This is a genomic window from Desertivirga brevis (genome assembly GCF_017355835.1).
Window position 1 is genome coordinate 230,241 of record NZ_JAFEWF010000008.1, and the last position, 26,858, is coordinate 257,098.

The window sequence follows — 26,858 nt, forward strand, 5'->3', positions numbered from 1 at the left end:
TGTCTTACTAAAGAATGATGAACGTTTGAAGGCGTTTTTATTTGACGATAAGATGCAACTGATTAAGGAATTTGAGACCACGGCGGGAGGTGGCCAATTTTTAGGTGGATTTATTAATAATGGAAAATTAGAGATTTTTTTGAAGCCCGAATATGCCTCGCAGATCATCAATACAGAAATTGACATACAAACCGGGGCAATAAAAGTAATACCATTCGAGCTGGAATTTAAGGGAGAAAAGATTCTCGGCCATCTTAATGGGTCCAATAGTTTTCTTTACATTACTGCATCCAAGAAAAACCCCGTATTTAATGTCTACAAATTTAAAGGGGGAGAAAAGATGGAAAAACTTAGTTTTGATCTTACTACAAACGGCATGAATAAGAATTTGGAGAATGGTAGTTTATGGAACGAACTTTCGTCTTTTTCTGGCGGTTTCTCCCGGGCTGCTGATATAGCCGTTGTGGATCCGGAAGTAGAATGCGAGGCTGATGTTGCAGACGCTCCAAATAAATTGTATTTACGAAATGATAGTTTGGTATTGCTGATGGATAAGGAGGAACAATTGCTAAAGCTTTTGACTTTTAACCTAAAGTCGAGTGAGACGAGCTTCAGGGTTATAAAAAGGAAGTTTAAAGACTTAGAAGATGAATATGCGCCTAAGTTCAACTCCTTCCTTCTCGAAGCCCGCCTTTATTCGGTTGTTGCTAGTCCCACCGGGTTGGGTGTTGCTATAAATGACTTTAATACGGGGATTCAAATTGCAAAATATTATACGTTTGCCGAAGATACCATAAGGTTTAGAAATACAGCCATTACACAAGACGGAGGCGGAACTGTCTATTCCATGAATGTTAGCCGGGAGCTTACAAAGACAAAGCAATTTTTAAGAAAGATCACTAGTGGGAATCCTGTAATTACTGCGGTGCGCAATGTAAAGAACCAAGATGAGATCACTGTGGGGGCTTATAAAAGAATAACACAACCTACAGGAACATTTATGCCGATGGGAGGATCAGGTATGATGGTTTATCAATCATTTGGAGCAGGCTCATCATGGAGTAGGGTCACAAGGTTTAAGGTTCTCACTGATCCAACTTCAGGCAAGCATATTGAGGGTTCAATGCAGCCGTCAGTAGCCGAACAGATCCAAAATTATTCAACAGCTATTAAAATTCCCGAGGATGGCTCTTCTGTTTTTGTCGCTAATAAATTCCATCAGTTTGCTTACTACGACAAACAGGAGAAGAAACTGGTAGTAGTTAAGTTTCAGTAAGACTAATCAAATATAGTAGAACAAAGAGCCCGGTTCTTCGTGTACCGGGCTCTTTAAAAAAGCATTTTTTATATCCTTATTCGTACCAGCTGGCAATTTTGCTGATCATTGCACCTTTTTTGGTGTCTTTGAATGTAAGGCGGGTCATTTTAGTGAAGTTCTCATACTTCATGCTTATCAATACTGTGCTTTGTCCGTCTTCATTCTCCTGGTTCTGGTATGCAACGCTGCAGTCCTGCTTTACTTCGCCTGCATCTTTCAATGCCTTCAATACCTCTTGTTTACCGTAGCTTCTAATTTCCATACCGCGAGTAAAACGAAGGGTCAGGGAGTTATCTAAGATATCTTTCAAACCCTCAATATTACCCTCGGAGATTGAACTTACGAACTTCTTTGCGTTGTTGGAGACACTTACCTTGTAGCTTGATGTTTTGTCGGCGCCAAAAGAGTTAAGAGAGATCATCATAAAGAAAGCTGCGGCGATAGTAGTTAAAGTTTTCATATCTTTTATTATTAATGTTTTTGTTTCGTTTTGATGAATCAAAGGTAGGGTAGGAATAGAGGCTGGAGAAGCTGAATTAGGCTGAAGGGGCCACCTTCTCGGTAAAGGAGGGGAAGGAATCGGTGAAAATATCTGGAATTAATTATAGCTTCGCCCTTTCATTGTAATATATGCTGACAGTAGAAAAAATTGGGGGCACATCCATGAGTGCTCTTTCTGAGGTGATTGATAATATCATTTTTTATAACCGCTCCGGAGAGGAACTTTATAATCGTGTTTTCGTTGTATCGGCTTTCTCTGGGGTTACCAACCTGCTTCTTGAAGATAAGAAAACAGGAGAACCCGGAGTGTATCATCGTTTGGCTAATAACGAAGATTTTCATCAACCACTTCAGCAATTGGTTTTCCGCCTTAAAGAGATCAACCAATCTTACTCTCATCTTGGATTAGAACTAGCGGCAGCAAATACCTTTATTGAAAATCATGTGCTCACCGCGCAAGGGTACCTGGAGAACCTCGCTAATATCCTTGCTTCAGGCTATGTAAGCAGGGAGGGTATACTGCTGGCTGCCCGGGAAATTCTGGCATCTATTGGTGAAACACATTCGGCATTTGTTCTTACCAGTATTCTTCGTAAAAGGGAAGTTAACGCTGTATTCGTAGATCTTGGAGGTTTTGGAGATCAACGTCCTTTTACTATCGACCAACGTATAAAGGAAACTTTTTCAGCCATAGATCTTAATACCTGCATTTGTATCGTTACCGGTTATGCAAAAGGGACGGAAGGAATTATGCGCGAATTCGATCGCGGGTACTCGGAAGTGACTTTCAGTAAAATTGCAGGAATTCTTAGGCCTGAGGAAGCCATCATTCATAAAGAGTATCACCTTTCAACTGCAGACCCAGGTATCGTAGGAATTGAAAACGTTAAGCCTGTAGGCTACACAAATTATGACATCGCCGATCAGCTTGCAGATGTGGGGATGGAAGCTATTCATCCAAAGGCTTCGAAACCTTTGGAGATAAGCGGGATCAACTTAAGAATAAAAAATACCTTTGAACCTGCCCATCCCGGCACTTTGATCACAAGGGAATATGTATCTGTACTTAAAAGGGTAGAGGTGATAACCGGGATCGATAAATTCTTGCTGATCGATGTTTATGACCCTTTGATGGTTGGAAATGTAGGAAGCGATTTGCAGATCATGCAGATCTTTGCGAAGCACGAGGTAAGCTATACCTTTAAGGCAACCAGCGCCAACAGTATTTCTATAGTAATATGGGAATCTGATTTTAAAGACCAGCTTATCGCCGATCTTGAGCTGCTTTTCGAAAAGATCACATTAGAACCTGTGGCAATGGTCTGTTTGCTGGGCTCTAATATGGATCAGCCTGGTCTTTTAGCAAAAAGTGCAACAGCCTTAGCAAGAAAGGAAATTAATATTATAAGTGCTGGAGTTGCCCTCAGGAAAGTAAATATTCAGTTTATCATTGCCCGCGAACAATTTAAAACGGCCATAATCGCATTAAATGATGTAGTTGGGTAAAGGGATACTTTATTAATACTCCTATAAATATTACTACTTTAGCCTAACTACCATTTAAGCGTAAATTCTATGAGAATATCGAAGGCACTTTTTCTTGTTTTAATAATTCTTAGTTCAGTTCAGATACAAGGTAGAGCACAGGAAAGACCTGTACGAAAAAATGTTCCTATAGATTCTATCACGCTAAGCGACCCCTTTATTTTCCCCGACAGCGCAACGAAGATGTATTACATGACGGGCACAGGAGGTCGTTTATGGAAGAGTAGAGACCTCAAATATTGGGACGGTCCATTCAAGGTTACTAATACTGATCCCGGTTCATGGATGGGGCCAAAACCAATGATCTGGGCAGCGGAGATCCATCCTTATAAGGGGAAGTATTATTACTTCGCCACCTTCACTAATCAGGAAGTAAAAATTGGCAATTATAGGGGTAATGAAATCGAAAGGCGTGCGTGTCATGTTCTGGTGAGCGATAAGCCAGAGGGGCCTTATATTCCAATGAAAGATTCTATTTATCTTCCGGCCAACAAACCTACCCTGGATGCCACACTTTGGTTCGAAGATGGCAAGTCTTATATGGTCTATTGCTATGAATGGCTTCAGAACTGGGACGGTACAATTGAGAAAATTGAATTAAAACCGGATTTCAGCGGAACCATAGGTGAGGGAAAAGTATTATTCCGAGCAAGCGATTCTCCCTGGAGCCGGGAGAAGGACCAAAATGGTAAAGACAAGCCGAACAGGGTAACTGATGGGCCATATCTTTTTAAAACAGGCACTGGTCGTCTTGGTATGATTTGGACCAGCTGGATCCATAGCGATTATACGCAAGGTGTTGCATATTCAGCAACAGGAAAGTTGGATGGCCCCTGGGTACAGGAAAAAGAGCCCATCACTCCGCCAAATTTCGGTCACGGTATGCTTTTTAAGACCTTTGAAGGAAAACAACTAATGTGTATTCATAGCCATAAGGATGTAAATGGACGGTATATCCGTATACCTCATTTTTTTGAGGTTGATCTTTCTGGTGATAAAATGGTCATCGGGAAAGCTTATAATCCAAATTAGAAAATTCAGGCGACCGAACTACCGGTCTATAATGAACAGCTTTCTACTTCCCCAAATCAATTATCGGTAGGGACTGTTAAACTTTTGGTTTGTATTTTAATTAGACCGGTTATGAAAGCTATATTAATTCCTACAGATTTTTCCGAATCCTCCTTCAATGCTGCACTTTGGGCCGCTAATCTAACTAACACAACTCACGTTTCCTCCATCATCTTATATCACTCAAAAACATTACCATCCAGAGCCGCTGAACTGCCGCTTTTACATGAGCAGACTAAGGATTTATTAGAGAGCTTTAAAAAAAGACTTTTTCCCTACGTAAAAAAGACTACTGCTATAGAGTTTTATTTAAATGAATTTCTTCTTCCTGATGGGATCATGGATCTTGTCGAACGGCATGATGTAGATCTGGTCGTTATGTCAACAACGGGAAAAGGAAGGATAGAAAGAGCTATTGTTGGAAGTAACACTTTGAATATTATTGAAAAGTTACCTATCCCTATCATCCTGATTCCTTCAACTGCGAAATTTGCAGAGATTAGGAAGCTGGCTCTCGCGACAGATTTGAACGAGGTGTCTAAATCTACCCCTACCGAAGCGGTGAAGTGGATTGTTAATGAGTTGAAGGCACAGCTAATCATAGTTAATGTATGGAGTTCTGAGGAACCTGATCCTGATGTGAACGCTGAACTGGCAGAATTACAGAAAATGTTTGAAAGAGAACAGCCAGAATATCATTATATTAATGTTTCTAATGTGACTGAAGGCTTGCTTGATTTTGCTATTTGCCAACACGTTCAATTAATTGCAGTTATTGGTAAAAAACACAGTTTTTTGGAGCGCCTGTACCATCGAAGTGTAACTAAAGATTTTGCCTTGCACACCTACCTTCCTGTACTTATCCTTAATGGAACCAAATAACTATTATTAGAAATAGGCGGTGGTTTTTGGAAACTAAAGGGTATAAATAAGGTAAGTTTGAAATTGGATCATTAGGTGAATTTACTGATTGCCATTACGGTTTACTTATTTTAGCGGGTATCCGGGGTTGAAATTTTTAAGATAATAGCACCAGAAAATTCAATAATTCCTCTAATTCCGCGATAAATACTACCTTAGGGGTATTAAAACTAAAATAACTATGTCATCATTTGCAAAACTAAAAGAATTGATTGCTGCAGCAGAGGCTGATGCAACTGCATTTTACGAAAAAGGAAATAAGGCTGCAGGTACTCGTTTACGTAAGGCTTATCTAGAAATCAAGAATGCAGCTCAAGAAGGTAGGGCAGAGGTTAGTGAGTTGAAAAATAAAGAAAAAGAATAAGAACAATCAAAAATGTTTTGGGAGGTTGTCGGGTTACTGGCAACCTTTTTTTGTTATAAAACCTCTTGATGACGGGTGAATGAGGTGTTTTAGTATATGATTTTGCAATTTATCCGAATATGAAACTAATATCAATAGTTAAGCATGTTAGCTGTTGGGGCCTGGTCCTAGCTACAGGTATGTCTTATGCGCAAACATCTCTTATTGCAGGGAAGTGGCGTGGAGTATTCTTTCTTAGGGATGGATCGGAAGTGCCTTTCAATTTTGAAGTCACAGGCAGTCCTTCTAATCCTAAAGTTTTCCTGATAAACGGAGCTGAACGTTCACCTGCCGATAGGGTGACTTTCAAAAAGGACTCTATTATTATCCCCATCGATCAGTTTGAAAATGAGTTGGCTTTCATGGTTATAGGAAAAAATAGGTTATCAGGATTACTAAGGAGACAAGATGAAAGAACTCCACTGCAAGTAGATGCTAAGGGGGAGCCCATTTTAGCAGATCACCCGGGACTACCCCTGAAAACGATTGCCGAATTTGGGAAAACACATCGCTTTACTTCTTCCCCAATTAAACCACAGGTTGACTTAAATGGAAAGTGGGACGTGGTATTCACCAACGATGAAGGTGTAGAAAGCAAAACAGTAGGTGTATTTCAACAAGAGGCAAGCAAGCTAACGGGGACTTTCTTAAGAACCACTGGCGATGCACGTTTCCTTCAAGGTGAAGTTTCGGGTAAGGAATTCAGGTTGTCCTCATTTATCGGTACCGGACCTCATTTGATAACAGGAGCTTTTCTTGATCAGAATACATTTGAAGGAGAATCGAAAACAGCCTCTGGCAAGTCAAGGATCAGGGGAACCAGAAATCCTGACGCCGAATTACCTGATGCGTTTTCTTTAACGCAGGTGAAGAAGGACAATAAAAGCTTCGACTTTAATCTCCCTGATGTCGATGGAAAAGTGATTTCCATTAAGGATGAAAGGTTTAGAAATAAACCTGTTATTTTAACAATGACTGGAACCTGGTGCCCTAACTGTATGGATGAGACAGCATTTCTTGCCCCATGGTACAAGCAGAACAAAGCCCGTGGAATAGAAGTGATATCGGTTTACTATGAACGAAAAGCCGATCCTGAATACTTAAAAAAAGTGTTGAGTCGGTCAAGGGAGAAGTATGGGATCGAATATACACAACTGATCGGGGGACTTACTGACAAGAAGTCCGTTGTCAAATCGCTACCTGCTCTGGAGAATTTTGTGGCATTCCCCACAACAATTTTTATAGACAGGAATGGAAATGTTACTAAAATTCATACAGGCTTTAATGGTCCCGCTACGGGTAAGTACTATGAGGAGTTCAAAACAGAGTTTAATAAGGAAGTAGAAACCTTGCTGATGAAAAAGTAGTACACCTGTCGATTTTAGATTTCGTTTTATTGCCCTGCTTGGGTACAGCCAAGGAAGCATAATCGACCGGGTGATCAATAATAAGATCCACACGTGTAAAATTCTTTTAGTAAGCAGAATATTGACGAATTAATCCAAATATCAGCTCTGACTCACTTATAACGCACTTTTAGCTGAAACATAATCTCGAAGTGTCCAGTATAACAAATTGGCATTAGAATGTGTGTAAGCAGACAACTGGAAAGGGAGCTTTCTAATGCCATCTTTAATTGATATGCCAGGGTTAAAAGGTCAGTTCTATCAGCTATTAAGTTTGTGTTTGTTTTTGTGTCTTGTTTGCTGTAAGAAGAGACAGGAAATAAGATACACCGTTGGATTCTCCCAGTGTACAGGGGATAACGATTGGCGCAAGAAGATGATGGAGGATGTAAAGATGGAATTGTCTTTCCACCCTGAAGTAGACCTGGTTTTTCACGATGCAAAGGGAAGCAGCACAACGCAGGTTAATCAAATTGAGGAGTTAATTTCTCAAAAGCCAGACCTCCTGATAATATCTCCAAACGAAACAGAACCGTTGACTCCTGTTGTCGAGGCAGCTTTCAAGAAAGGTATTCCCGTTATTATTCTCGATCGCAGAATTGCTTCTGATCATTACACAGCTTTCGTTGGTGGCGATAATTTCCAAATAGGGAAAATAGCAGGTAAATACCTGGGTACTTTAAAACAGGAAGCAAGAGTACTGGAAATTATGGGAAATGAAGATTCTTCGCCTGCAAGGGACAGAGGGAGGGGATTCTCAGAAGGAATAAAAGCTTTTCCGGGCATAAAGATAGTATCGAAAGTAAGGGGTGACTGGCACAGGTCTATTGCAAAAAAACAATTGCTCCAGAAGCGTGATTCGCTAGAAAATATTGATGCTGTTTATGCCCATAATGATGAAATGGCAATTGCCGCCCGTCAGGTATTTGATTCTTTGGGAATTAATAAAAAGGTTCCATTTATAGGTATTGATGCTCTGCCAACACTAAATGGAGGTATACAAATGGTGGCGGAACGAAAAATTGACGCCAGTGTTTTATATCCTTCAGGGGGGAAAGAGGCCATTAGAATGGCTGTGAAAATTTTGAAAAAACTTCCTTTCGAAAAGGAGAATGAACTACCAACTCTGGTTATCGATTCTTCGAATGTTCACTTAATGCAGCTCCAGTGGAAAGTAATTAGTGAACAGCAGGAAGATATTAACCGCCAGCAGTCGCTGATGGAGTTTCAGCAGAAAATCTATAAGAATCAACAGTTTATTTTAAGGGTAATAGTAGCTGTTCTTATTCTCGCTGTTATACTTGGAATAGTTGCATTAAGACATTGGTTGCGCGCCAGGAAGTCAAACTCAGCCCTGGAACGAAAAAATTCAGAGGTTCTTAGCCTGAACCAACAGTTGCAAAATCAATCCGAACACCTTAAAGAGGTGAACGAGGAGTTATTGGTACAGTCGCAGACTTTGCAGAATTTGAATGAGGAACTGCAGTCCCAATCTGAAGAACTACAAGCCCAGGCTGAAGAGCTTCAGGTACAATCAGAAGGCCTGCAGTTGCTCAATGAGCAGCTACATGCAAAACGTGTTGAGGCAGAACTGGCACAGGCAGAAGCGGAGAGAGCGGATAGAGCAAAAAGTATTTTCCTGGCAACCATGAGCCACGAAATACGAACGCCTATGAATGGTGTGATTGGAATGGCGTCCCTTTTAGCTCAGACCGAGCTGAGTGATGAGCAGGAAGAATATGTTCAGGTAATTAATACAAGTGGTGAGGCTTTGCTTGGCGTTATCAACGATATTTTAGATTTCTCCAAAATTGAATCCGGCCACATGGAGATAGAGCAACACGAATTTGAGTTGCGACAATGCATAGAAAACGTAATGGACGTGTTTGCAGGAAAAGCTGCTCAGGCAGGAATTGACCTTATGTATCAGATCGATCACCGCTTGCCTGCAACTATTATTGGGGATAGTTTAAGGCTGCGTCAAATATTGATCAATTTGGTTAGTAACGCAGTTAAGTTTACGAAGGCAGGTGAGGTATTTATTAATGTTTACAGGGACAATAGTTCAACTATTGACCTTGATATTCGCTTTGAGGTTTCAGATACAGGAATTGGAATACCTGAAGATAAGCTGAATAGATTGTTTAAAGCTTTTTCTCAGGTGGATTCATCTACTACAAGAAAATATGGGGGCACAGGTCTTGGTTTAGCTATAAGTGAGCGGCTGGTGGAACTAATGGGAGGGAATATAGGCGTTAGAAGTACAGAAGGAGAAGGGACAACTTTCTATTTCAATATCCGATCTAAAGCAGCTGATAGTTCTGTTAAGCATTACATTACCTTTGGTCGTGAGACAGAGGGTAAGCGAATATTGGTAGTTGATGATAATCTTAACAATTGCACCATTCTTCGCAACCAACTTGAGTTATGGAAGCTTGCTGTGAAGGTTGCTTATTCCGCCCCTGAGGCTCTTGCTATATTAAAAGAAGAAAGTTTTGATCTGGTGATCTCCGATATGCAGATGCCAGAAATGGATGGTGTTGATCTGGCTCGGTTAATAAAACAAATTACCCCATCGCAATCAATTATCCTATTAAGTTCTATTGGCGATGAAAGCATGTCTAAATACCCTGAACTTTTCAGTGCGGTACTCACCAAACCTGTAAAGCAGCAGCAGCTTTATAAAGTTGTGCAGATGCAGTTAAAGCAGAAGAAGGAGGAAGTTCAGACAGGAAAAGCTAAATCTCAGGTGCTTTCTGATGACTTTGCTGCTAGATATCCTTTACAGATCTTAATTGCTGAGGATAACCTGATCAACCAGAAATTAGCCCTCAGGATCTTGAATAAATTAGGATATGAACCAGAGTTGGCACATAATGGTCGCCATGCGGTGGAGATGGTAAATAATACTCGTTACAATCTCGTGTTTATGGATATGCTTATGCCCGAGATGGATGGTCTGGAAGCAACGCAGGTAATACGGCAGAACCTTTCCATTGAGCAGCCTTACATTGTAGCAATGACGGCGAATGCCATGAATGAAGACCGGGTACAATGCCTTGAGGCGGGAATGGACGACTATATTTCAAAACCAATCAATCTAGACGCTTTAATAAAGGTGCTGGAATCGGTTCCGGTTAGGAGGTAGACGTTAAATAGTTGTTAGGTTTACATTTCTTAATAAAAGGGAGCCGGCCCATGCCACTCCCTTTATTGTTAAATTAGCTTTATTAGTTCACCGCTGTTGTACCAGATATCGATTCTATCATAGCAGAAATTTCATCGACAGCTGCCTCATTGCTTCCGTCAAAGCCGGTAAGTTTGTAGCGAATATTTCCTGCTCCATCAATAACAAACTTCGCCGGTATCCCACTCACCTTGTAGGAGCTTACCACTTTGTTAGCTTTAGTCTGAGGATCTTTCAGATCCATTAAAACATCAAAACTGTATTTATTATCTGTTACGTAATCTTTAGCCTCTTTTGTTGCATCGCCGCCGCGTTCCCAAGTGTGGATAAACAGGAACTTCACGTTTGGGTCGTTCTTGTATTTGTTAACCGCCATCTGCATGGCTGGGAATGACGCTTTACAAGGTCCGCACCATGTTGCCCAAAAGTCGAGGATTACTACTTTTCCTTTTAATTCCTCCAGCGAAACCAATTTTCCGTTGATATCGGTCAGGCTAAATCCAGGAGCTTTTTCGTTTACTTTCTCTTTCGCTAGTCTTTTGTTCAGATCCTCCAGGTAGCTTTTTCTAAGGGCTCCTGCATATTCAGAGAAACCAGCCTCGCTACCCTTTACTTTGATGTAAAGTGATTTGAACAAGTCACCCATGGCTGGATTGGCCTTTCCCGCTTTAACTACCTGTTCCATAGCTGCATAAGCCTCTTCATTCCTGTTTAGGTTAGACAAAATAGTAGCATAACGAAAGTTTAGTCCCGGATTTAGTCCCTGTACGCTTTTATAAGCCTTCTCTGTATAGATCAAAGCTTCGCTATAATTTTTCTGTTCAAACAGCATGTTTGCATACGTACTAGTTAATCCCGGGTATCCGGAAGCTGCAAAGCGTGCTGCATTACTATTACCTTTCTTATCATTGGTGTACGACTCGGCATTTTCCATGGCAAGCCTTGCGTATTTCGTGGCCCTCGCTAAGTCGCCCGCCTTATAAAATGCCTGTGTTAGCCCGCTATACGCATTGCCCTTCCAAAAATCTGCATAAAGCTGATTGATCATTTTTGTCGCCTTTTCGGGATTTTTCTCAGTAGCATAAACTTGAGCTATTTGAGCTATTACGTAATCATACTCTATCCCATCATCTATCGATCCAGTCGCAAACTTCTGTGGCGGGAATTTTTTCAATGCCAGATTAAAAGCCTTTTCCATTTCTGCAGCCGATTTCAAGGATGTGATCTTTTGCAGTTCGATACTTCTTGCCCTTATACCGACGGGGAATTTCTTAGTTTGCTCCGCCACTATAGAATCGCTTGTTTTTATATTATTTAAGCGATAATAGTAATTAGCTGCAAGTATCATTTCATGTTCATTCTTACTAGCTGCAAGGGTGCGAAGCCTGGAATTAAGCTCGGCCTTTGAGGATGCTTCTTTTGAATTAAGTAGTTTTTCAAGCTCTGTTCTTAAACTCTCCGTACTGTTGTTTTTTTGAGCCGATACTGTACTGGCTACAAAAAGGGCAGCTGCAATAGCTGCTCCCTTAAAGATCTTTGTTTTCATTATATAGTGTTATTGTTTAATTATATCCTTTATTCTGTTCGTACCCGGCTTGCAGCGATTGGGAAGCTGGGATGGGGTAGAGCTGGTAATCTGTTTTGTATCCTGGTTTTAAAGGAGTCAACACTGCATCTGCAAGACCGAGGCGTTTCAGGTCAAACCATCGATGTGCAAATTCACCAAAGAGTTCTGCCTTACGTTCCTGCACTATGGCATCCATTAAAGCAGTTTTATTGAGCGTTTGTCCTGCGAATTTATTTCCTAAGCCGGCCCGGGTTCTAAGGGTAGTCAGGTCTTCATTTGCACCGGTCAAGTTGTTTTGTTGCAATCTTGCTTCTGCACGGATCAGGTACTGCTCTGCTAACCGGAACATTACATTGAACTCGTTCCCTGTAGTAGTAGCGCTGGCTGTGGCGAGTTTGTATTTGTTGATCCGGTACGTAATCTCGCTACCGTTTACTACCTCATCTATCCAATTTGTTCTACGGGCATCACCTATCTCGAAAGTTGTATTCACAAACTGATTTCTTAATGCGTAAACAGGTTTATTAGGTGCAGTGGAACGGTAATTTGCAGCAATAGTTGAATTGCCGAATTGGGTAGCCTGCTGAATAATGATCTCAGTGCTGGTATTTATAAAATTTGTTGCCGGTGAGGGAAGCGTATAAACTGAGGTCTGACTGATCAAAGTGCTGGCTTCTTTTTCGGCATTTGCATAGTCTTTATTGTAAAGGTAAACCCTTGCAAGGAAAGCAGAAACGACAGACTTATTCACCCTTGCTCTGAGCGTACTTGGATAAGCGTCCCCCACAAGGTCTTTTGCTGTTGTAAGATCTTTCAGGATCTGCGCGTAAACTTCGGCTACTGAAGATTTTGGGACCCCAACATTATCCAAGGGGTTTGAATTTAATGGAATCGGAACTCCTCCAAACATGTTGGTAAGGTTGAAAAGTTGGTAAGCTCTCCAGAAATAACATTCGCCGAGTAACTGGTTTTTTAATGAAGGATTTACTGAATTAGGTCCATCCAATCCAGCGATTGCCTGGTTGGCCATACGAATCACGCCATAGGGATATTGCCATAGCTGGCTCGCTATGAGTCCGTTCGAAGGCGATATTGTATTCGTGCCGAAGTCTGCAATACCCATATCCGTTTGCAGCAGGTAAACCATTTCATCAGAACTTATGCCTCCAAGATAATTAAGATTCAGAATATTGCTCCTGGTTTGGTCAGATGAATATAAGGCTAATACAGAACTGGTAGCTGAAGCATCTGTAGAAAATGCATCTTTTGAATAAATGGAGTTATCCGAGACCGGTATATCGACATAGTCTTTACAAGAAGACAATGAGGAGGATAGCGCTATGAGTATACTTCCAAAGACAGTTATATTTTTTAAAATGAATCTTTTCATAATTTTAAAATGAGCAGTTAAGACCAATAATTAATGTGCGTAATTGAGGCATAGCGATATATTGCCCGGTGCCAAGACCGCTCCCTGTGCCGGGAACAGTTGATTCTGGATCAAGCGTGTACTTTTGCTTTGACCAGGTGAATAAGTTCTGACCCTGGAAGTAGATTGACGCTGCCGAGATCTTAGCTGGTTTTATCCAGGCCGAAGGAAGTGAATAGGATAAGTTTACTGTCTTTAATTTGAGAAAAGAAGCATCACCCCAGTTTGCAGTAGAAGATCCATAATTGAAAATTGCCTGCTGGAAAGAACTAAACGCCTTTGGTAATCCGGTTACATCTCCGGCCGCTTTCCATCTGTCTAATGCCGCTCCATTTGTGCTTGTTGTTGAACTGCTTCCATAAGGGAGGCCAAGTGAATTATTAAGATAGCCATACCTATGTTCGAAACGGAAAAATACATTAAGCTCAAAGTTCTTATAACTAAGGCTATTGTTTATCCCTCCATAGAAGGGATTACCTGTTTTCGAGAATATTCGGTCGTCATTGAAAGTAATTGCTCCGTCACCATTCTGATCTTTATACGTCGGTAACCCTGTTGTAGCATCAACTCCGGAGAATTCATACAGCCGGATTGCATTGATGGGCTGTCCAACGAAGTAACTGCTCGAGCTAAACAGGGCGCTCGGATTTTCAATGGAATGCAACTCGTTTCTTAAAAAGGTGATGTTAAAATTTGTGCTCCACTGAAAGTCCCCTGATTTAATATTTGTACTATTTAATTCCGCTTCGAAACCTTTATTTTGAACGGTGATTGGAGCATTTGAGGTAATTGCATTCCATCCGATCTGGGTTGGCAGAGCCAGGGAGGCGAGCAGGTTGGAGGATCGGTTACGGAAATAGTTTCCTTTTAGTTGAATTCTGTCCTTAAAAAAGCCAAGTTCCAAAGCGAGATCTAGCTTTTTGTTCGTTTCCCATCCCAGGTTTGCATTAGGTATGGGGCCCGGGTTAAGTGTTGGTGTTCCCTGATAACTGTATGCTGTACCTGAAACATTATACAGGTCTGCAAAAAGGTCATTAGGGATTTGATCGTTCCCTGTTACTCCAAAGCTGGTTCTTAATTTACCAAAGCTTAACCAAGGTGCATTTTTCATGAATCTTTCTGAACTGAAAATCCATGCTGCTCCTATTGCTCCAAAATTTCCAAAACGGTTGCCTTCTCCGAACCTTGATGAACCATCTCGTCTAAAAGAACCGTCTAAGAGGTACTTGTCTTTAAAGTTATAATTCAACCTTGTAAAGGCAGAGGCGTAGCGGTAAGTAAAGGTATTACTATATTCTACTGCTACAGCTCCGGCACCGGTAAGGGTGTTTAGTAAGGCTTCAATCGGATAGCCACTGCCATTAAAAGAGTTTGACGCGGCACGGGTGTTCTGAAATGAAGTACCTGCAAGCGCCGAGATCTTACTGCCGCCAAATTGTAATTTATAATCCAGTTGAGGCTCTATGATAAATGTGGAATTCTTGCTATCGGCATATCTTAGTGAGCCAGTTGTTGTATTGGAATTAGATGCTGCAGGGTTCCTTAATTTTTGCTCAAGATTTGTTGATGTGAAGCCTACGTTCGTCTTAAATTTCAAAGTCTGCAATATCGAATAGGCCAGATTCAGATTACTAACTAGGTTGTTGGATCTGTTGTCGAAGGTTTTCATCAAATACGACAGAGGATTTCTTGTCGTCCAGTTCAATGTTCCGTTACTGTTGTGCAAGGGATAATTCGGTGAGAGACTATATAAACCACTGATATCAGTGCCAATAAGATCGTTCTTGCCGTAATTGTAGCTTGCCGAAAGGTCTATTGAGAAAAGATTGTTTTTGCTCTTGTGACCCGCGTTGATCCGATTCGAAAAGTTTTGTGCACTTAGATCCCCTGGGAAAACAGTTCCTTCTTTGCGGTAAGTTGAGCTGAACAGGAAAGTGTTCTGTGCATTACCTCCGCTTATCGAAGCATTGGCATTGGTCACATTAGCGGTTCCCCCAATAGCCCAGTCCTGCCAATCGGTATACGCATTCTGATCCCATACTGTCAGGTCCGGCGCGTTAGTCGCAGTCGGTGTAGTTCCCGAATTAGCAAAGGCCTCTTTGCGAAGTTGAAGGTACTCTTGGGTATTCAGCATAGGAATAAACCTGGCAACCTTTCCTGCTCCGCTGTAGACATTGAAGTTCACAGAAGTCCTGCCTGCTGTTCCTTTCTTAGTAGTGATCAAAACCACTCCATTAGCTCCTCTAGAACCGTAGATAGCAGTGGCGTCAGCATCCTTCAGGACATCAATACGCTCGATATCGGAAGGATTAATAAGGCTGAACGGACTTACCCCTCCATTGGCTCCGGAAATGCCATAAGCGTTAAGGTTATCATTAGCAGGCTGGCCTCCGTTAAATAAAGTAAAAGGAACTCCGTCGACCACGTACAAAGGAATTGTACCGGAAGATAAACTATTATTTCCGCGTATCTGCACACGCAAACCGCTACCTGGTAATCCATTATCTTGCGTGATCTGAACCCCTGACAAGCGGCCTTGCATAGCTGTAAGCAAGTTATCTACAGGTTGTGCCGAAATTTCTGCGCTGGTAATAGAACTTATTGAACCGGTATTCAATTTACGTGTGGTAGTTCCGTACCCAATCACCACCACTTCCTGTAAAGCACCTGCTTTTGGTTTGAGTGTTACCTTAATATTTGTGTTGTTTCCAACTGTAATTTCCTTGCTTTCAAAGCCGAGATAGGTGAAAACAAGAACGGTCGAAGCATCAGGAACAGTGATATTAAAGTGTCCGTTCAGATCAGTAGCCGAGCTTGTGGAACGATCTCCTTTTATGGTTATTGAAACACCAGGCAAGGGTTCCCCGCTTTCATCCGTTATCATACCACTAACACGAAGTGCCTGTGCAGCAATAACCTGCTTAGAAAGAACAATCAGATCGTCTTTAAGAAGCTTATAACTTATCCCTGTATTCTGAAGGGTAGCGGAAAGGATCTCTGAGACCTTGGTGTCAGTAAGATTAAGGAAAACCTTATTATCCGGCAAAATATTATTACTGTATACAAATTTGTAATCAGTCTTCTTTTCTATCGTCTTGAGGACGGTGCTGATAGATGCATTATTTACATTAATCGACATCCTTGTATCCTGGGAGCGGCTTGGGGCTGCAAAACAAATACAGGAGGCCATTGTTAGCATCACAATTAATTTCATCACGAACAATCTCCTAAAAAAAGGGTAATACGAAATCAGGGCACGCTTAGTAGTGCTTTTTTGCATAAATTTGAATAATTAAAAGGTTGAAAAACGGGAACGGTCCACAACTCGCAATTGATTGCCGTTCCACAGCATTTTAATCCGGGGGAACTTTGTTCCCCTTTTGTGTTTTCTTAATAAATAATTATCTCGCCATTCTCCTTTCTTTTGTATTTAAATGGATAGGATTCCTGAAGGGCTTTCAATGCCTCATTTAGATTTTCCTTCTCGAATGTTGCTGAATAATGAGAATTCTGATACTCCTCGTTTTCAAGTTCTATTTTCACCCCGTACCATGAATTAAGCTTGGAAATTACTTCGGGAAGAGGTTCGTCGTAAAAAGTCAGCCTGTTCCTGGTCCAGTCTGTTTCGATTACGCTTCTATCTCCGGAATGATGAGCCAGTGCTTTTAACTTGATCTCATTACTAACGATGCTTTCGTCTTCCTCGATGATTGGAAGTACCAGCTTCCGGTCGGGTACCAGGAGTATTTTCCGGCCAGAGTTGTCATTGAAAGAAACCTCTACTGAACCTTTTAATAAGGATGTCTCCATTCTTGGTAATTCAGGATAGGCCCTGACATTGAAAACAGTTCCAAGAACTTTTATATTAGCTGTTGGGGTAAATACAATAAATGGCCGCCTGGTATTATGAGCTACGTTAAAAAACGCTTCACCCTCCAGCTGAACTTCACGGCCGTTTCTATTGAAGTTGCGGGATATATTCAGGCGGCTTCCTCCATTGAGAAGAACTAGTGTTCCATCGGCCAGTTTAACCGTTTTCTTGCTGCCTGCAGGCGCGAAATAACTGGTAAGGGTAGGGAATTCCTGCTGCTTTTTGTTTTCAGGCTTGTAAAAGAACAGAATCCCTAAAATTAGTGAAGCAGCTATGCCTGCCGGAGCCAGATACTTACGCCATAAAGGAATAACAGGGGCAGGGGACTTTATCTCGTGATTATCCCGTTCGGCCAACTGGTGCAAGTCGAGAGCATCCTTGAACTTTTTATAATCCTGCAGGAAGTTCGTTTCGGTAATGCCTCCATTCAGGGATAGATAGAAGTTCTTTGCGGTGTCAATATCCTTCTGTTTGTCCGGGTGTTTCTCAATAAAGTCTTCCCAGAAATCAACAGCATCCGGGTCATTCCTTAAGCAGAACTTCTGGAAGGATTCGTTGGATATCAGATCTTCTATGCTGTATTCTTGGTGTTTCATTTCCTTATTTACCCTATAGAGGGAAGAAATGAATATTATTTACCATGATAAATAAGCCTTTTTTAAATTTTTACAGTGATTTTTTAAAATAAGGCTAAAATACTTTTATAAATGTGCAATAAGTGGCTAAAATCTTGACAAAATGAGAGAAATCCTGGTAGTTCTTTGGTTTTATATGTGATCTTAATGTTTTTATTGCTTCATTAATGATGTTGTAAGCTGTTCTTTTGCTTATTCCAAGCTCTTTAGCTATCTCATCATAGCTCATGTCCCGGAAAAACTTCATCGTCAATAGCTCCTTTTGTCGCTCAGTAAGCTTTTCCATTATCTTAAATAAACTGTCCCGTAGAACTGAGTTTTCCTGTATCCGTTCAAAATAGTCATTATAGGTAAGTTGATCAGTTTCGGAACCTGCCGCCATTCCTTCTTTAACTTTTCTCAGATCTTCTGCTTTAAAATGATGCAGGAGCTCGCGACGCAAACAGGTGAGGAGGTAGGAGCGGGGACTGGACACTTCGGGAAGCTGAGCTCGCATTTCCCATAACTGGGCAAGTACTTTGATGATATACTCGTTTGCAAGCTCTCGGTCGTGCGTAAACTTCATCCCGTAATTAATCAAGCCCAGATAATGCTGCCGATATAGCTCCAGGAAAGCCTGCTGGTTTCCAGCAATGAACTCTGCCCATGTATGTCTCAAATTCTCCCCCATTAAACCAAAGATACTTAATTGTTAATTTATTTGGAGAATAGGTGGTATGCTTAAAGAATTATTACAAGTGTCTTATCACCTTGCAAGGGTTTCCGGCAGCGAAAACGTTAGCAGGGATATCCTTGGTTACTACACTTCCGGCTCCGATTGTTGTATTCTGTCCGATAGTAACTCCAGGGCATATGATGGCGCCACCACCGATCCATACATTATCGCCGATGGTAATAGGGGAAGCTAATTCAGGACCCTTAATCCTTTCGGCTGCCATTACCGGATGGTAGGCTGTATAGATCTGAACATAGGGGCCGCACATTACATTATCGCCAATGGTTACCTTAGCACAATCCAGTATAACGCAATTAAAATTCATGAAGAAGTTCTTGCCTGCAAAGATGTGGGAACCGTAATCGCAAAAGAACGGAGGTTGAATATCGATAGTGGAACAATTGCCAAGTAAATCTTTTAGTAACGCAGTACGTTCTTCAAGAGGAGCAGCAATCATTAGGTTATATTTAGATAAGTGGATCCTTGCATAATCTCTCATCTTAACTAACTCCTCATCCCATGCCTGGTACAACTCGCCGTCGAGCATTTTCTGTAATTCGCTTTTCATTTTATATAGTTTGTATTGAAATAATATCGACAGCCTCAATGGAATTGCTACACTGCCTGGCAAACATATATCTTTTTACAACATATAGAAAGTTATTAAGTGGCGGTAATAGGAATTTTTTAAGGCAAAGGACGAGTAACTTTTTAAATGGTAGTTTCAGGCCGGAAGTGCGCGATTAAAAGTTGCCACAAGCTCATTGATCCTCTCGCCCCTTGTCTGGTAGGAGAGAGCGGCATCGTGCGATTTCAGGATGCGCTTGGTCAGGCTCAAACCAACACCGCTGCCACTTTTTCCAGAACTGTTGCTTCCGCGGGCAAAGGTGTTAAATAGGGAATTTGGATTCTCAATTTCAGGAATGGGTCCGTTGTTTATAAAGCTAACGGTAATTGTCTGATCAAATACCGTAATTAAAGATCGTACAGACTTGTCGTCAGAATAAAAGTAAGCGTTTTTAATGAGGTTGGAGAAGGCAACTTTTAGAAGGATTTCGTCTCCCTTAACTTCCACACTGATGGATTCTGAACGATTGACAATGTCGAAGCTGAATTTGAGCTCAGGATGGATCATCGAAAAGTCCTGGACTACAGCAAAAATAACTTCATCCAGCCGGATCACTTTAAAAGCCTTTCTTTCGGAGACTTCTTCAATTTCTGATAGGAGCAGGAGTGAGGTTACAATTTCTGACAGTTGATGGATATCGTGCAGTATTTTTTTTTGATTATCTTCTTCCGAGGGCTTGCCCGGATAGATTGAATTCTGAATTAAAGAAGTGATCCTTGCAAGTGGGGTTCGTAGTTCGTGTGAAGCATTAGCTGTAAACTCTTTTTGCCGCTGGTAGGCCGAATCGATCCTATCCATCATCTGGTTAAAGGCTTTCGATAATTGAACGATCTCGTCATTCCTCGGATGCAGCTCAATCCTGCTCTGCAGGTTTTTTTCAGAAATCTCCAGCATTTGTTCTCTCAAGCTATCGAGAGGTTTTAATCCCGCCTTACTTACATAAAATGAGATGACGAGAATAGATGCGGTACCGAAAACGAAGCCGAGGAACAATAGATATCTCAGATAGGGGACTTTACTGGTTTCGAAATCGTCAAGTGCCGAGACAACCACATAGTAATGGTTTTTATTAAAGAAATATTTCTTTGCTGCAATATAATGTCCTTCCCGGCGAAGGGTAAGAGTATTTTTAGATTTTAGGTTTTCAAAGTCATTAAGCGTCCATGGAAAATAATCGTTATCATTACTGGTGTAGATCCTCTTATAATTCTCGTTGTAGATAGTTGTCTTTTCGTCCATCAGCTTGTTCGCGCGATTTTTATCGAACATGTCCAAAAGTTCAGGATTCATCTTTCCAACCCTTACAAGGAATTTTATTGACGTTTCTCCTCGTTGAAAGAGCCGTGTATTGAAGTCGTCCTGTCTGTACTCAGAGAAAAGGAGATAAACAGCAATAAGAACCGTGGCCAGAACAACAGAGAAAAGGAGACTGAAATATATTGAAAAGCGCTTTTTGAGGTTCATTAATCCTGCAGTTTTAGGCAGTACCCGAAGCCCGACTTATTATGGATCAGTTTTTTCGAGAAACCTTTATCGATCTTACTGCGAAGAAAATTAATATAGACTTCAACAGTATTCGTCCCCGTCTCGAAATTTATATCCCAAACCTTAGATGCAATAAATTGCTTCGAAAGTATCCTTCCTTTTGCACTCAGAAGAAGTTCCAGAAGCTTATATTCTTTGAGTGTTAAATCAATTCTCTTGCCTGCTCTGAATACCGTTTTATCATTCAGATTTACTTCCAGATCATCAATCCGTACAACAAGTTTTTCCTCTTCTGGCGATTTCGTGTAACGTCTGAGCAAGGCATGTATCCTTGCCAGCAACTCTTCAAAATAAAACGGTTTAATAATATAATCATCCGCGCCCAAATTGAAGGCCTGTAGTTTGTCTGAAAGGGAGCCGTAAGCGGTAAGCATTAATATAGGTGTTTCCCTGCAGATCTCCCTGATCTTTCTGCAAACCTGTATACCATCGATGATAGGGACATTTATATCAAGGATAAAAAGCTTATAACTACTTAAATCTGCTTTCAGCACGCTGAGTCCGTCTTCCATAACGTCGCAACTAAACTCATTGTTCGTTAAGAATAAGTTAATCTGCGACGCAACAGTTTGATCATCCTCTAGTAATAATACTTTCGCCTGCTCCATTTAAGTAGATAGTTCTTTGCTTTAAAATCCTAGATTAAAAGTAGCTGTTTTACATGAACGACCGGCTGACGCTCCGGATTTTAATTTTTTTTTAATTATTTATTACATCCTTTGTATATGGAAATGAGGGTTTTTCCCTGCATCTACAACATTGAATATTACTATAACAAGATAACTTACGGGTTATCTTTCAAGATTAAATTGTGATAAGGTTTAGGTTACCCTGGTGCTCTCATAGCGTCAGGGTTTTTTATTGCTAAGTCTGTTTAATACCCCTCATAATCAACTGATCATTTCTCGGTTTTCTTAAACACATTCCCTATTTGTCCTACTGCTTGAATTTTATCTGTAAAGGCTTGTACCAGGAAGGAGTTGGAGTGTTGAAGATCAGAAAGATCTCCTTGTTCCAGCTGTCTTGGATATATAATTATATAGCTATTTTCCTTGAAGTAGTTGCTAAGATAGTAGGGCAGTTTACTAAGTTGTTCGTTGTAAGATACTTTTCCTTGTCTTGAACTTACAATTACGAAAAGGTCGTCGGGCTTCAATTCCCGGCTCAGAATAAGAAAATCTTCCCACTTGTTAAATTCATTAAATACGAGGTTCACCGCTCCTTGCATTACTTCAGAAGCTCGCTTCAATTCGCTTGTCGTTTCTGAGGTTGCATGGAAATGCAGAGGGATTCCTGCTTCCTGCGATATCCTATATAACTTGTTGAACCAATACAGGAAGCCCGGTTCAAATTCAGCTTTAGGAGGAACCGCTACAAGCATTTTCTTCAACGTATTGAAAGGTTGGGTGGGTTGGTAAATGTATATAGTTTCTGTTATTCTCCTAAGTACAGGTTCGGCAGTGGGACCGAAAAAATCATTTTCTTCGGCGTTGCGATGGAGTCCGATAACAAGGTCTGTTATGCGGTATTCCTTCGCGGAATAGATGATCCCGTGACTTATATTAACATCATGCCGGTTCAGGGGGATAAGTTGGCTGGCAGTGGCTGCTGCGTGAACAATAGCCTTATCAAGTAATTTTTTTCCAAAATTATGCGAGTTTGGGTCGCTTTTATCATCCCCATTAACATGAAGAGCATAAACCTCATCAGCTCCTTTTCCCGGTTTTAGCATCAGTCCGAAATCTACCAGGTCGTTAACCGTATCCTGGTAGGCAAGGGATATGAGTATGCGGTTAGTTACTCCTTTATTTTTATCACTCAAATTTTCATTATTTAATGCGAGTTTTTGAGCAGATTTCTCAACAACCAGGGAGCTGATGGTACAAGAGATAAGAATAAGAAGGATCGTGCCATTTAACACATCTTCGCTTAGTAACCTGATTGGATCTCCTGCTTCAGTTTCAGTTAGAATTATATTATAACCTACCAGGACGATCGCCAATGTAGCCCCCACTCTTGCATTGCTTAATCCAAATATCAGATTCCTGTCGAGGCTACTTAACTTGAAGGATTTTTGCGTCATGTAGGCCGCGAGAAACTTAGTCAGAACAGCCAGGCTTACCATCACCGCTGCTACTTTAATTGCCCCTAAGCCTTTAAATAGGACGCTGATATCTACAAGCATCCCCACTCCAATGAGGAAGAAAGGAATAAAAATAGCATTCCCGATAAAGTCGATGCGGTTCATCAGGGGCGAAACATGGGGAATAAAACGGTTAAGTGCTAATCCTGAAAGAAACGCTCCTATGATTGGTTCCAATCCCGCAAGTTCGGCAAGGAATGAGCCGAGAAATACCATAGCCAGAACAAATATGTATTGAGAAACCTGATTCTCATAGTTTTTAAAGAACCATCTGGCTATTAAAGGAAAGACAATGAATACAACGACTCCGAACAGCAGGCAGCCTATGGCCAGCTTGATCCAGAATGAGGGACCGATATCGCCTTTGGTCATTCCTGTTACTGCAGCAAGAACTAAAAGTGCAAGAACATCTGCTATGATCGTACCTCCCACAGTAAGCGTTACCGCCCTATTTCTTGCTATTCCGTATTTGCTGACAATAGGATAGGCCAACAAAGTATGTGTGGATAACATACTCCCTATTAAGACAGATGCAGGAAGGCTGAATTCAAGAATATAAAAGGCCGACAATGTGCCCAGTACTATGGGAATGATGAAGGTGAAAAGCCCAAAGACCAGGCTCTTGGTCTTGTTTTTTTTAAACTCCTCCATATCAATCTCCAGGGCCGCGGTAAACATAATATATAATAGCCCTACTGTCCCGAATAATACGATACTACTATCTCGCAATAGGAGATTAAGACCATAAGGACCAATAACAATCCCCGAAAGGATTAGTCCGATAATGTGAGGAATCTTAATTTTATCGAACAATATTGGAGCAAAAAGGATGATAAACAAAACCAGTGAAAAAATGATCACCGGGTTTTGTAAGGGGAGTGACAGATCAACTGCAGATAGAATCAACATCTCAACTATTGCTAAAGGTTAAAGTTTGGCCAGTTTTATTGAATACCGTATTCTACAATCATTAGCCTTAATTATCTCCCGCACCCCTTCCAACGTTCCTTCATCTTTTCTCTGCTGAAGAGTTACTATCATTTGAGTGTTTCCCGTTGGTTCAATGCTTTTTAATTCAATGTGCTCATTGCTAAAGGCTCCCTTGTAAATTCTGGTAACCTCCTTATTATTAAAAGCCTTAGCAACCAAAACAGCTCCTTCGTAGGAAATCTCCCATTGCTCATTTTTCACATCTCCTATCGCCGATCCTTCACAGGAAGTTTCAATGCATTGCATATTAACAGCCCAACGACCAACCAGCTCTGCCTTATACACAGCGGCAGAGTCTTCCGTAATCTTAGTAGTATCAAGACTATTCTTTATAAAAGCAATAGTATCATCCTTTAGTTTTAACTGGATATTAAGAGAATCGATGTGCCGGTTTTTTATTGCAAGAGAATCCTGAACGGCTTTGAGTTTGGTGTCAGTGCCGCAGGAAAAAAGAAGAAATGTTAGTAGTAGAGTGAAAACAAGAGGGTAACTTTTCATCCGGTGGTTACTAAGGGTTTATATTGACGAGGTAGTATTTACAAAGTTAATGTCATAGATTAAAAAAAAATTAAAAAGACTCTTCTTCTGTTTTCAGGGCTGTATATTCCCTGTCTGGTATCCCTGCTTCCGCCTTCATACCTTATTACTTGCTTTTATTTTTTCTTTTAAATACTTTCCGCGATTGATTAGGTGAACGTTATGGTTTATTTTCTTCGGCTTAGCCTTCTGTTTTTGGTGTTATTTATTAAAGAAGAGGTTTATGGGCAGTATGAAGGAGTTTTGTATGGGGATATCGTACTAAAGGACCGGAGCATATTGACCGGGGCAATTCGCTGGAGCGGAGCTCAGATGTTATATAGTGATGTATTACTGGTTGCTAAATCAGAGCCATATGCATTGAAATACCTTAATAGGAACCAAATTCACGCCTTAACTACCCAGAACGAGGGTATCGACTGGGAATTTATGAATTTGTGGAAAGATAAGACACCAGACACACGAGGCGAACCTCTTTGCCGGTTTGGGGATATCTACTCAATTCATGTTACCGGCCCTGGAAAGGCCCAGATCTTTCTAAAGAATGGGTCAAAGGTAAGGGTGGCCACGGATAGGACGGAAAGCCGGCATTTGGGAAAAGATATTGCGGTTTTTAATCCTCAGTATAAGAAAATACCCTGGGAAAAGATTAGTAGGGTGAATTTTAAAAATTATCCTCAGGATTTTGATCCATTTAGAGCTGAACTGTTATATGGAAGGATAGTTACGAAACAGGGAGAGTTTACCGGTTTCATACAGTGGGATAAAACCAAGTTCCTGACGAGCCAGAGATTGGAAGGTAAGCTCAATGATTCTGATAAAACAGATACAGAATATTCCTTCAGCACAATTGCAGGAATAGAAAAAAGAGACAGGGGAGCCCTGGTAAAATTCAGATCAGACAGTAAAGTATTCCTTAAAAACAATAGGGATGTTAATGCTACCAATCACGGTATAGTGGTAATGCATCCTGACTGGGGAAGGGTAGTTGTGGAATGGGAAGATTTTGTATCCGCTCGCTTTACAAAGGCTCCGGATAACCTTGGTTATTCATCTTATCAAAAACCAGGAAGAATTTACGCTATTGTAAAAACTACTGATGGAGGGGTGTTCAAGGGAAATAGTATTTTTGACCTGGATGAGCAATGGAACGTGGAGTTATTGGAAGGCAGTAGCGGCAATACTCACTATCAGATCCCTTTTAAATTCATTCGAAGTCTCAAAGTTAACGGCGAACAGGAGTCAAAGGTGACGTTAATAGATAACAGGGTTTTGACCTTAAGCAATCATAACGATGTTACAGGCAATAATTGGGGGATTGTAGTTTTGCTGGTAAATTCAGGGCATAAATATATTCCCTGGAATAAGGTAAGGGAGATCTCATTCAGGTGATGGCAATTAAAACTAAGTCAATTATTGAAACCAGATATGGTAGGTACCTGCCTTTGGGATTTTTTATTGTCCTGATTGCAGGCCTTGCTTTAGGGTTAAGGTTATTCAATTCAGGGGTCGAACTTTATTATTTCGTTGCTTTTCTATGGATCATTACCGTTCTGATTCTTCTTTGGCTCGGGAATAGATATCTGTTTAATCTGCTTGATAATTGGTTACCCTGGTCAGGGCCTACAGGAAAGCGATTTTTTACCCAGCTTTTGTTAAGCTGCATTTACTCACTTGTTTGCATCAACTCAACCTATTACTTATTTAAGGTACAAACATCTGAAATCCCTGCTCTCGAGCAAATGCTTGTGTTGAATGTGTATGGTTTGTTGTTTATCGTTCCGGTACTTTCAATCAATTTTGCATTGTATTTCATGAATAAATGGAAAAAGGCACACGTACAGTCTGATCTATTGAGAGAAGAAAACCTGCGGACCCAGCTTGAATCGCTGAAGATGCAGTTGGATCCTCATTTTTTATTCAATAATCTCAATGTGCTATCGTCTCTTATCGAGCTGAATCAGGAGGTAGCGCAGGAGTTCCTTGATAAGTTCGCAGACGTGTACAGGTATGTTTTGCGGTACAAGAAGGAGGAGCTGGTTCCGCTCAATGTGGAGCTAGAGTTTATTTATTCCTATATATTTCTTCTAAAGAAACGTTTTGGCGATCAGCTGATCTTTGAAATATGTGTTCCTGATGATCTGTCTGATCGGGTTTGCATTCCACCACTTACCCTGCAGTTACTGGTAGAAAATGCAATAAAGCATAATAAGATTTCGGCGAGCAATCCATTGTTTCTCAAGATTTTTCTGAAAGATAAAGAGCGACTTCTGGTGCAAAATACCTTGCAGCCGAAGGGGCTGGAGGAAACGGGTATGACGAAAACGGGTCTCGAAAATATTCGGAAGAGATTTAGCTATCTCTCAAGTTTAAAAGTGGAGGTGGAAGATGATGGTGCTTATTTTACAGTAAGTTTGCCGCTTTTAGAAATGTACTAAGAAACAAT

Annotated in this window: 20 protein-coding genes; 9 read left to right on the forward strand and 11 right to left on the reverse strand. The window is 40.9% G+C overall.

All coding sequences use genetic code 11. The features are described 5' to 3' along the window. Positions 1-25 precede the first annotated feature (25 nt). Positions 26-1,276 (forward strand): hypothetical protein, encoded by a 1,251-nt coding sequence (locus J4N25_RS18630; RefSeq protein WP_207423309.1) that lies wholly within the window; start codon positions 26-28, stop codon positions 1,274-1,276. Positions 1,277-1,352: 76 nt separating this feature from the next. Here J4N25_RS18630 and J4N25_RS18635 read toward each other — a convergent pair whose 3' ends face one another. After that, positions 1,353-1,778 (reverse strand): hypothetical protein, encoded by a 426-nt coding sequence (locus J4N25_RS18635; RefSeq protein ID WP_207423310.1) that lies wholly within the window; start codon positions 1,776-1,778, stop codon positions 1,353-1,355. 170 nt (positions 1,779-1,948) lie between these two features. Here J4N25_RS18635 and J4N25_RS18640 point away from each other — a divergent pair, with 170 nt between their 5' ends. The 6 genes from J4N25_RS18640 (at position 1,949) to J4N25_RS18665 (ending at position 10,313) form a co-directional block, all read left to right on the forward strand. Further along, positions 1,949-3,325, forward strand: a complete 1,377-nt coding sequence (locus J4N25_RS18640; protein ID WP_207423311.1) for an aspartate kinase — start codon at positions 1,949-1,951, stop codon at positions 3,323-3,325. Between the two features lie 69 nt (positions 3,326-3,394). Next, complete coding sequence (locus tag J4N25_RS18645; RefSeq protein WP_207423312.1) at positions 3,395-4,396, forward strand: glycoside hydrolase family 43 protein; 1,002 nt, start codon at positions 3,395-3,397, stop codon at positions 4,394-4,396. A 111-nt stretch (positions 4,397-4,507) separates the two neighbouring features. Next, positions 4,508-5,317 (forward strand): universal stress protein, encoded by an 810-nt coding sequence (locus tag J4N25_RS18650; protein ID WP_207423313.1) that lies wholly within the window; start codon positions 4,508-4,510, stop codon positions 5,315-5,317. A gap of 220 nt (positions 5,318-5,537) precedes the next feature. After that, positions 5,538-5,720, forward strand: coding sequence for a BF3379 family histone-like protein (locus J4N25_RS18655; protein WP_207423314.1), 183 nt, complete (start codon positions 5,538-5,540; stop codon positions 5,718-5,720). 119 nt (positions 5,721-5,839) lie between these two features. Then, entirely contained in the window at positions 5,840-7,126 is a 1,287-nt protein-coding gene (locus J4N25_RS18660; RefSeq protein WP_207423315.1) for a peroxiredoxin family protein, read from the forward strand. A gap of 274 nt (positions 7,127-7,400) precedes the next feature. After that, positions 7,401-10,313, forward strand: a complete 2,913-nt coding sequence (locus tag J4N25_RS18665) for a response regulator (protein WP_207423316.1) — start codon at positions 7,401-7,403, stop codon at positions 10,311-10,313. A gap of 82 nt (positions 10,314-10,395) precedes the next feature. Here the strand turns inward: J4N25_RS18665 and J4N25_RS18670 are convergent, their stop codons facing one another. From J4N25_RS18670 to J4N25_RS18715, 10 genes are all read right to left on the reverse strand, one after another. Then, a complete protein-coding gene (locus tag J4N25_RS18670; RefSeq protein ID WP_207423317.1) occupies positions 10,396-11,898 on the reverse strand; it encodes a TlpA family protein disulfide reductase in 1,503 nt (500 codons plus the stop codon). A 16-nt stretch (positions 11,899-11,914) separates the two neighbouring features. Next, positions 11,915-13,309 (reverse strand): RagB/SusD family nutrient uptake outer membrane protein, encoded by a 1,395-nt coding sequence (locus tag J4N25_RS18675; RefSeq protein WP_207423318.1) that lies wholly within the window; start codon positions 13,307-13,309, stop codon positions 11,915-11,917. Positions 13,310-13,313: 4 nt separating this feature from the next. Further along, positions 13,314-16,562, reverse strand: coding sequence for a SusC/RagA family TonB-linked outer membrane protein (locus tag J4N25_RS18680; protein ID WP_242695953.1), 3,249 nt, complete (start codon positions 16,560-16,562; stop codon positions 13,314-13,316). Between the two features lie 176 nt (positions 16,563-16,738). Continuing rightward, positions 16,739-17,815, reverse strand: a complete 1,077-nt coding sequence (locus J4N25_RS18685; protein WP_207423320.1) for a FecR family protein — start codon at positions 17,813-17,815, stop codon at positions 16,739-16,741. 94 nt (positions 17,816-17,909) lie between these two features. Beyond that, entirely contained in the window at positions 17,910-18,512 is a 603-nt protein-coding gene (locus tag J4N25_RS18690; RefSeq protein ID WP_207423321.1) for an RNA polymerase sigma factor, read from the reverse strand. Positions 18,513-18,585: 73 nt separating this feature from the next. After that, positions 18,586-19,137, reverse strand: coding sequence for a sugar O-acetyltransferase (locus J4N25_RS18695; protein ID WP_207423322.1), 552 nt, complete (start codon positions 19,135-19,137; stop codon positions 18,586-18,588). A gap of 156 nt (positions 19,138-19,293) precedes the next feature. After that, positions 19,294-20,661: a HAMP domain-containing protein gene (locus J4N25_RS18700; RefSeq protein WP_207423323.1), complete on the reverse strand. Its 1,368-nt coding sequence runs from the start codon at positions 20,659-20,661 to the stop codon at positions 19,294-19,296. Beyond that, the gene (locus J4N25_RS18705; protein WP_207423324.1) at positions 20,661-21,350 is read right to left on the reverse strand and encodes a response regulator transcription factor; all 690 of its coding nucleotides are present in this window, start codon (positions 21,348-21,350) and stop codon (positions 20,661-20,663) included. The genes J4N25_RS18700 and J4N25_RS18705 overlap by 1 nt, the downstream gene beginning before the upstream one ends. Positions 21,351-21,640: 290 nt before the next feature. Next, positions 21,641-23,794 carry a cation:proton antiporter gene (locus J4N25_RS18710; protein ID WP_207423325.1) on the reverse strand — a complete coding sequence of 718 codons (2,154 nt, stop codon included), beginning with the start codon at positions 23,792-23,794 and terminating at the stop codon, positions 21,641-21,643. An 18-nt stretch (positions 23,795-23,812) separates the two neighbouring features. After that, positions 23,813-24,373, reverse strand: coding sequence for a hypothetical protein (locus J4N25_RS18715; RefSeq protein ID WP_207423326.1), 561 nt, complete (start codon positions 24,371-24,373; stop codon positions 23,813-23,815). Positions 24,374-24,574: 201 nt separating this feature from the next. Between J4N25_RS18715 and J4N25_RS18720 the strand changes: the two genes are divergently transcribed. Together J4N25_RS18720 and J4N25_RS18725 are read left to right on the forward strand one after the other, a co-directional pair. Then, entirely contained in the window at positions 24,575-25,804 is a 1,230-nt protein-coding gene (locus J4N25_RS18720; protein WP_207423327.1) for a hypothetical protein, read from the forward strand. Continuing rightward, positions 25,804-26,850: a sensor histidine kinase gene (locus J4N25_RS18725; protein ID WP_207423328.1), complete on the forward strand. Its 1,047-nt coding sequence runs from the start codon at positions 25,804-25,806 to the stop codon at positions 26,848-26,850. The genes J4N25_RS18720 and J4N25_RS18725 overlap by 1 nt, the downstream gene beginning before the upstream one ends. The last annotated feature ends 8 nt before the right edge of the window (positions 26,851-26,858 follow it).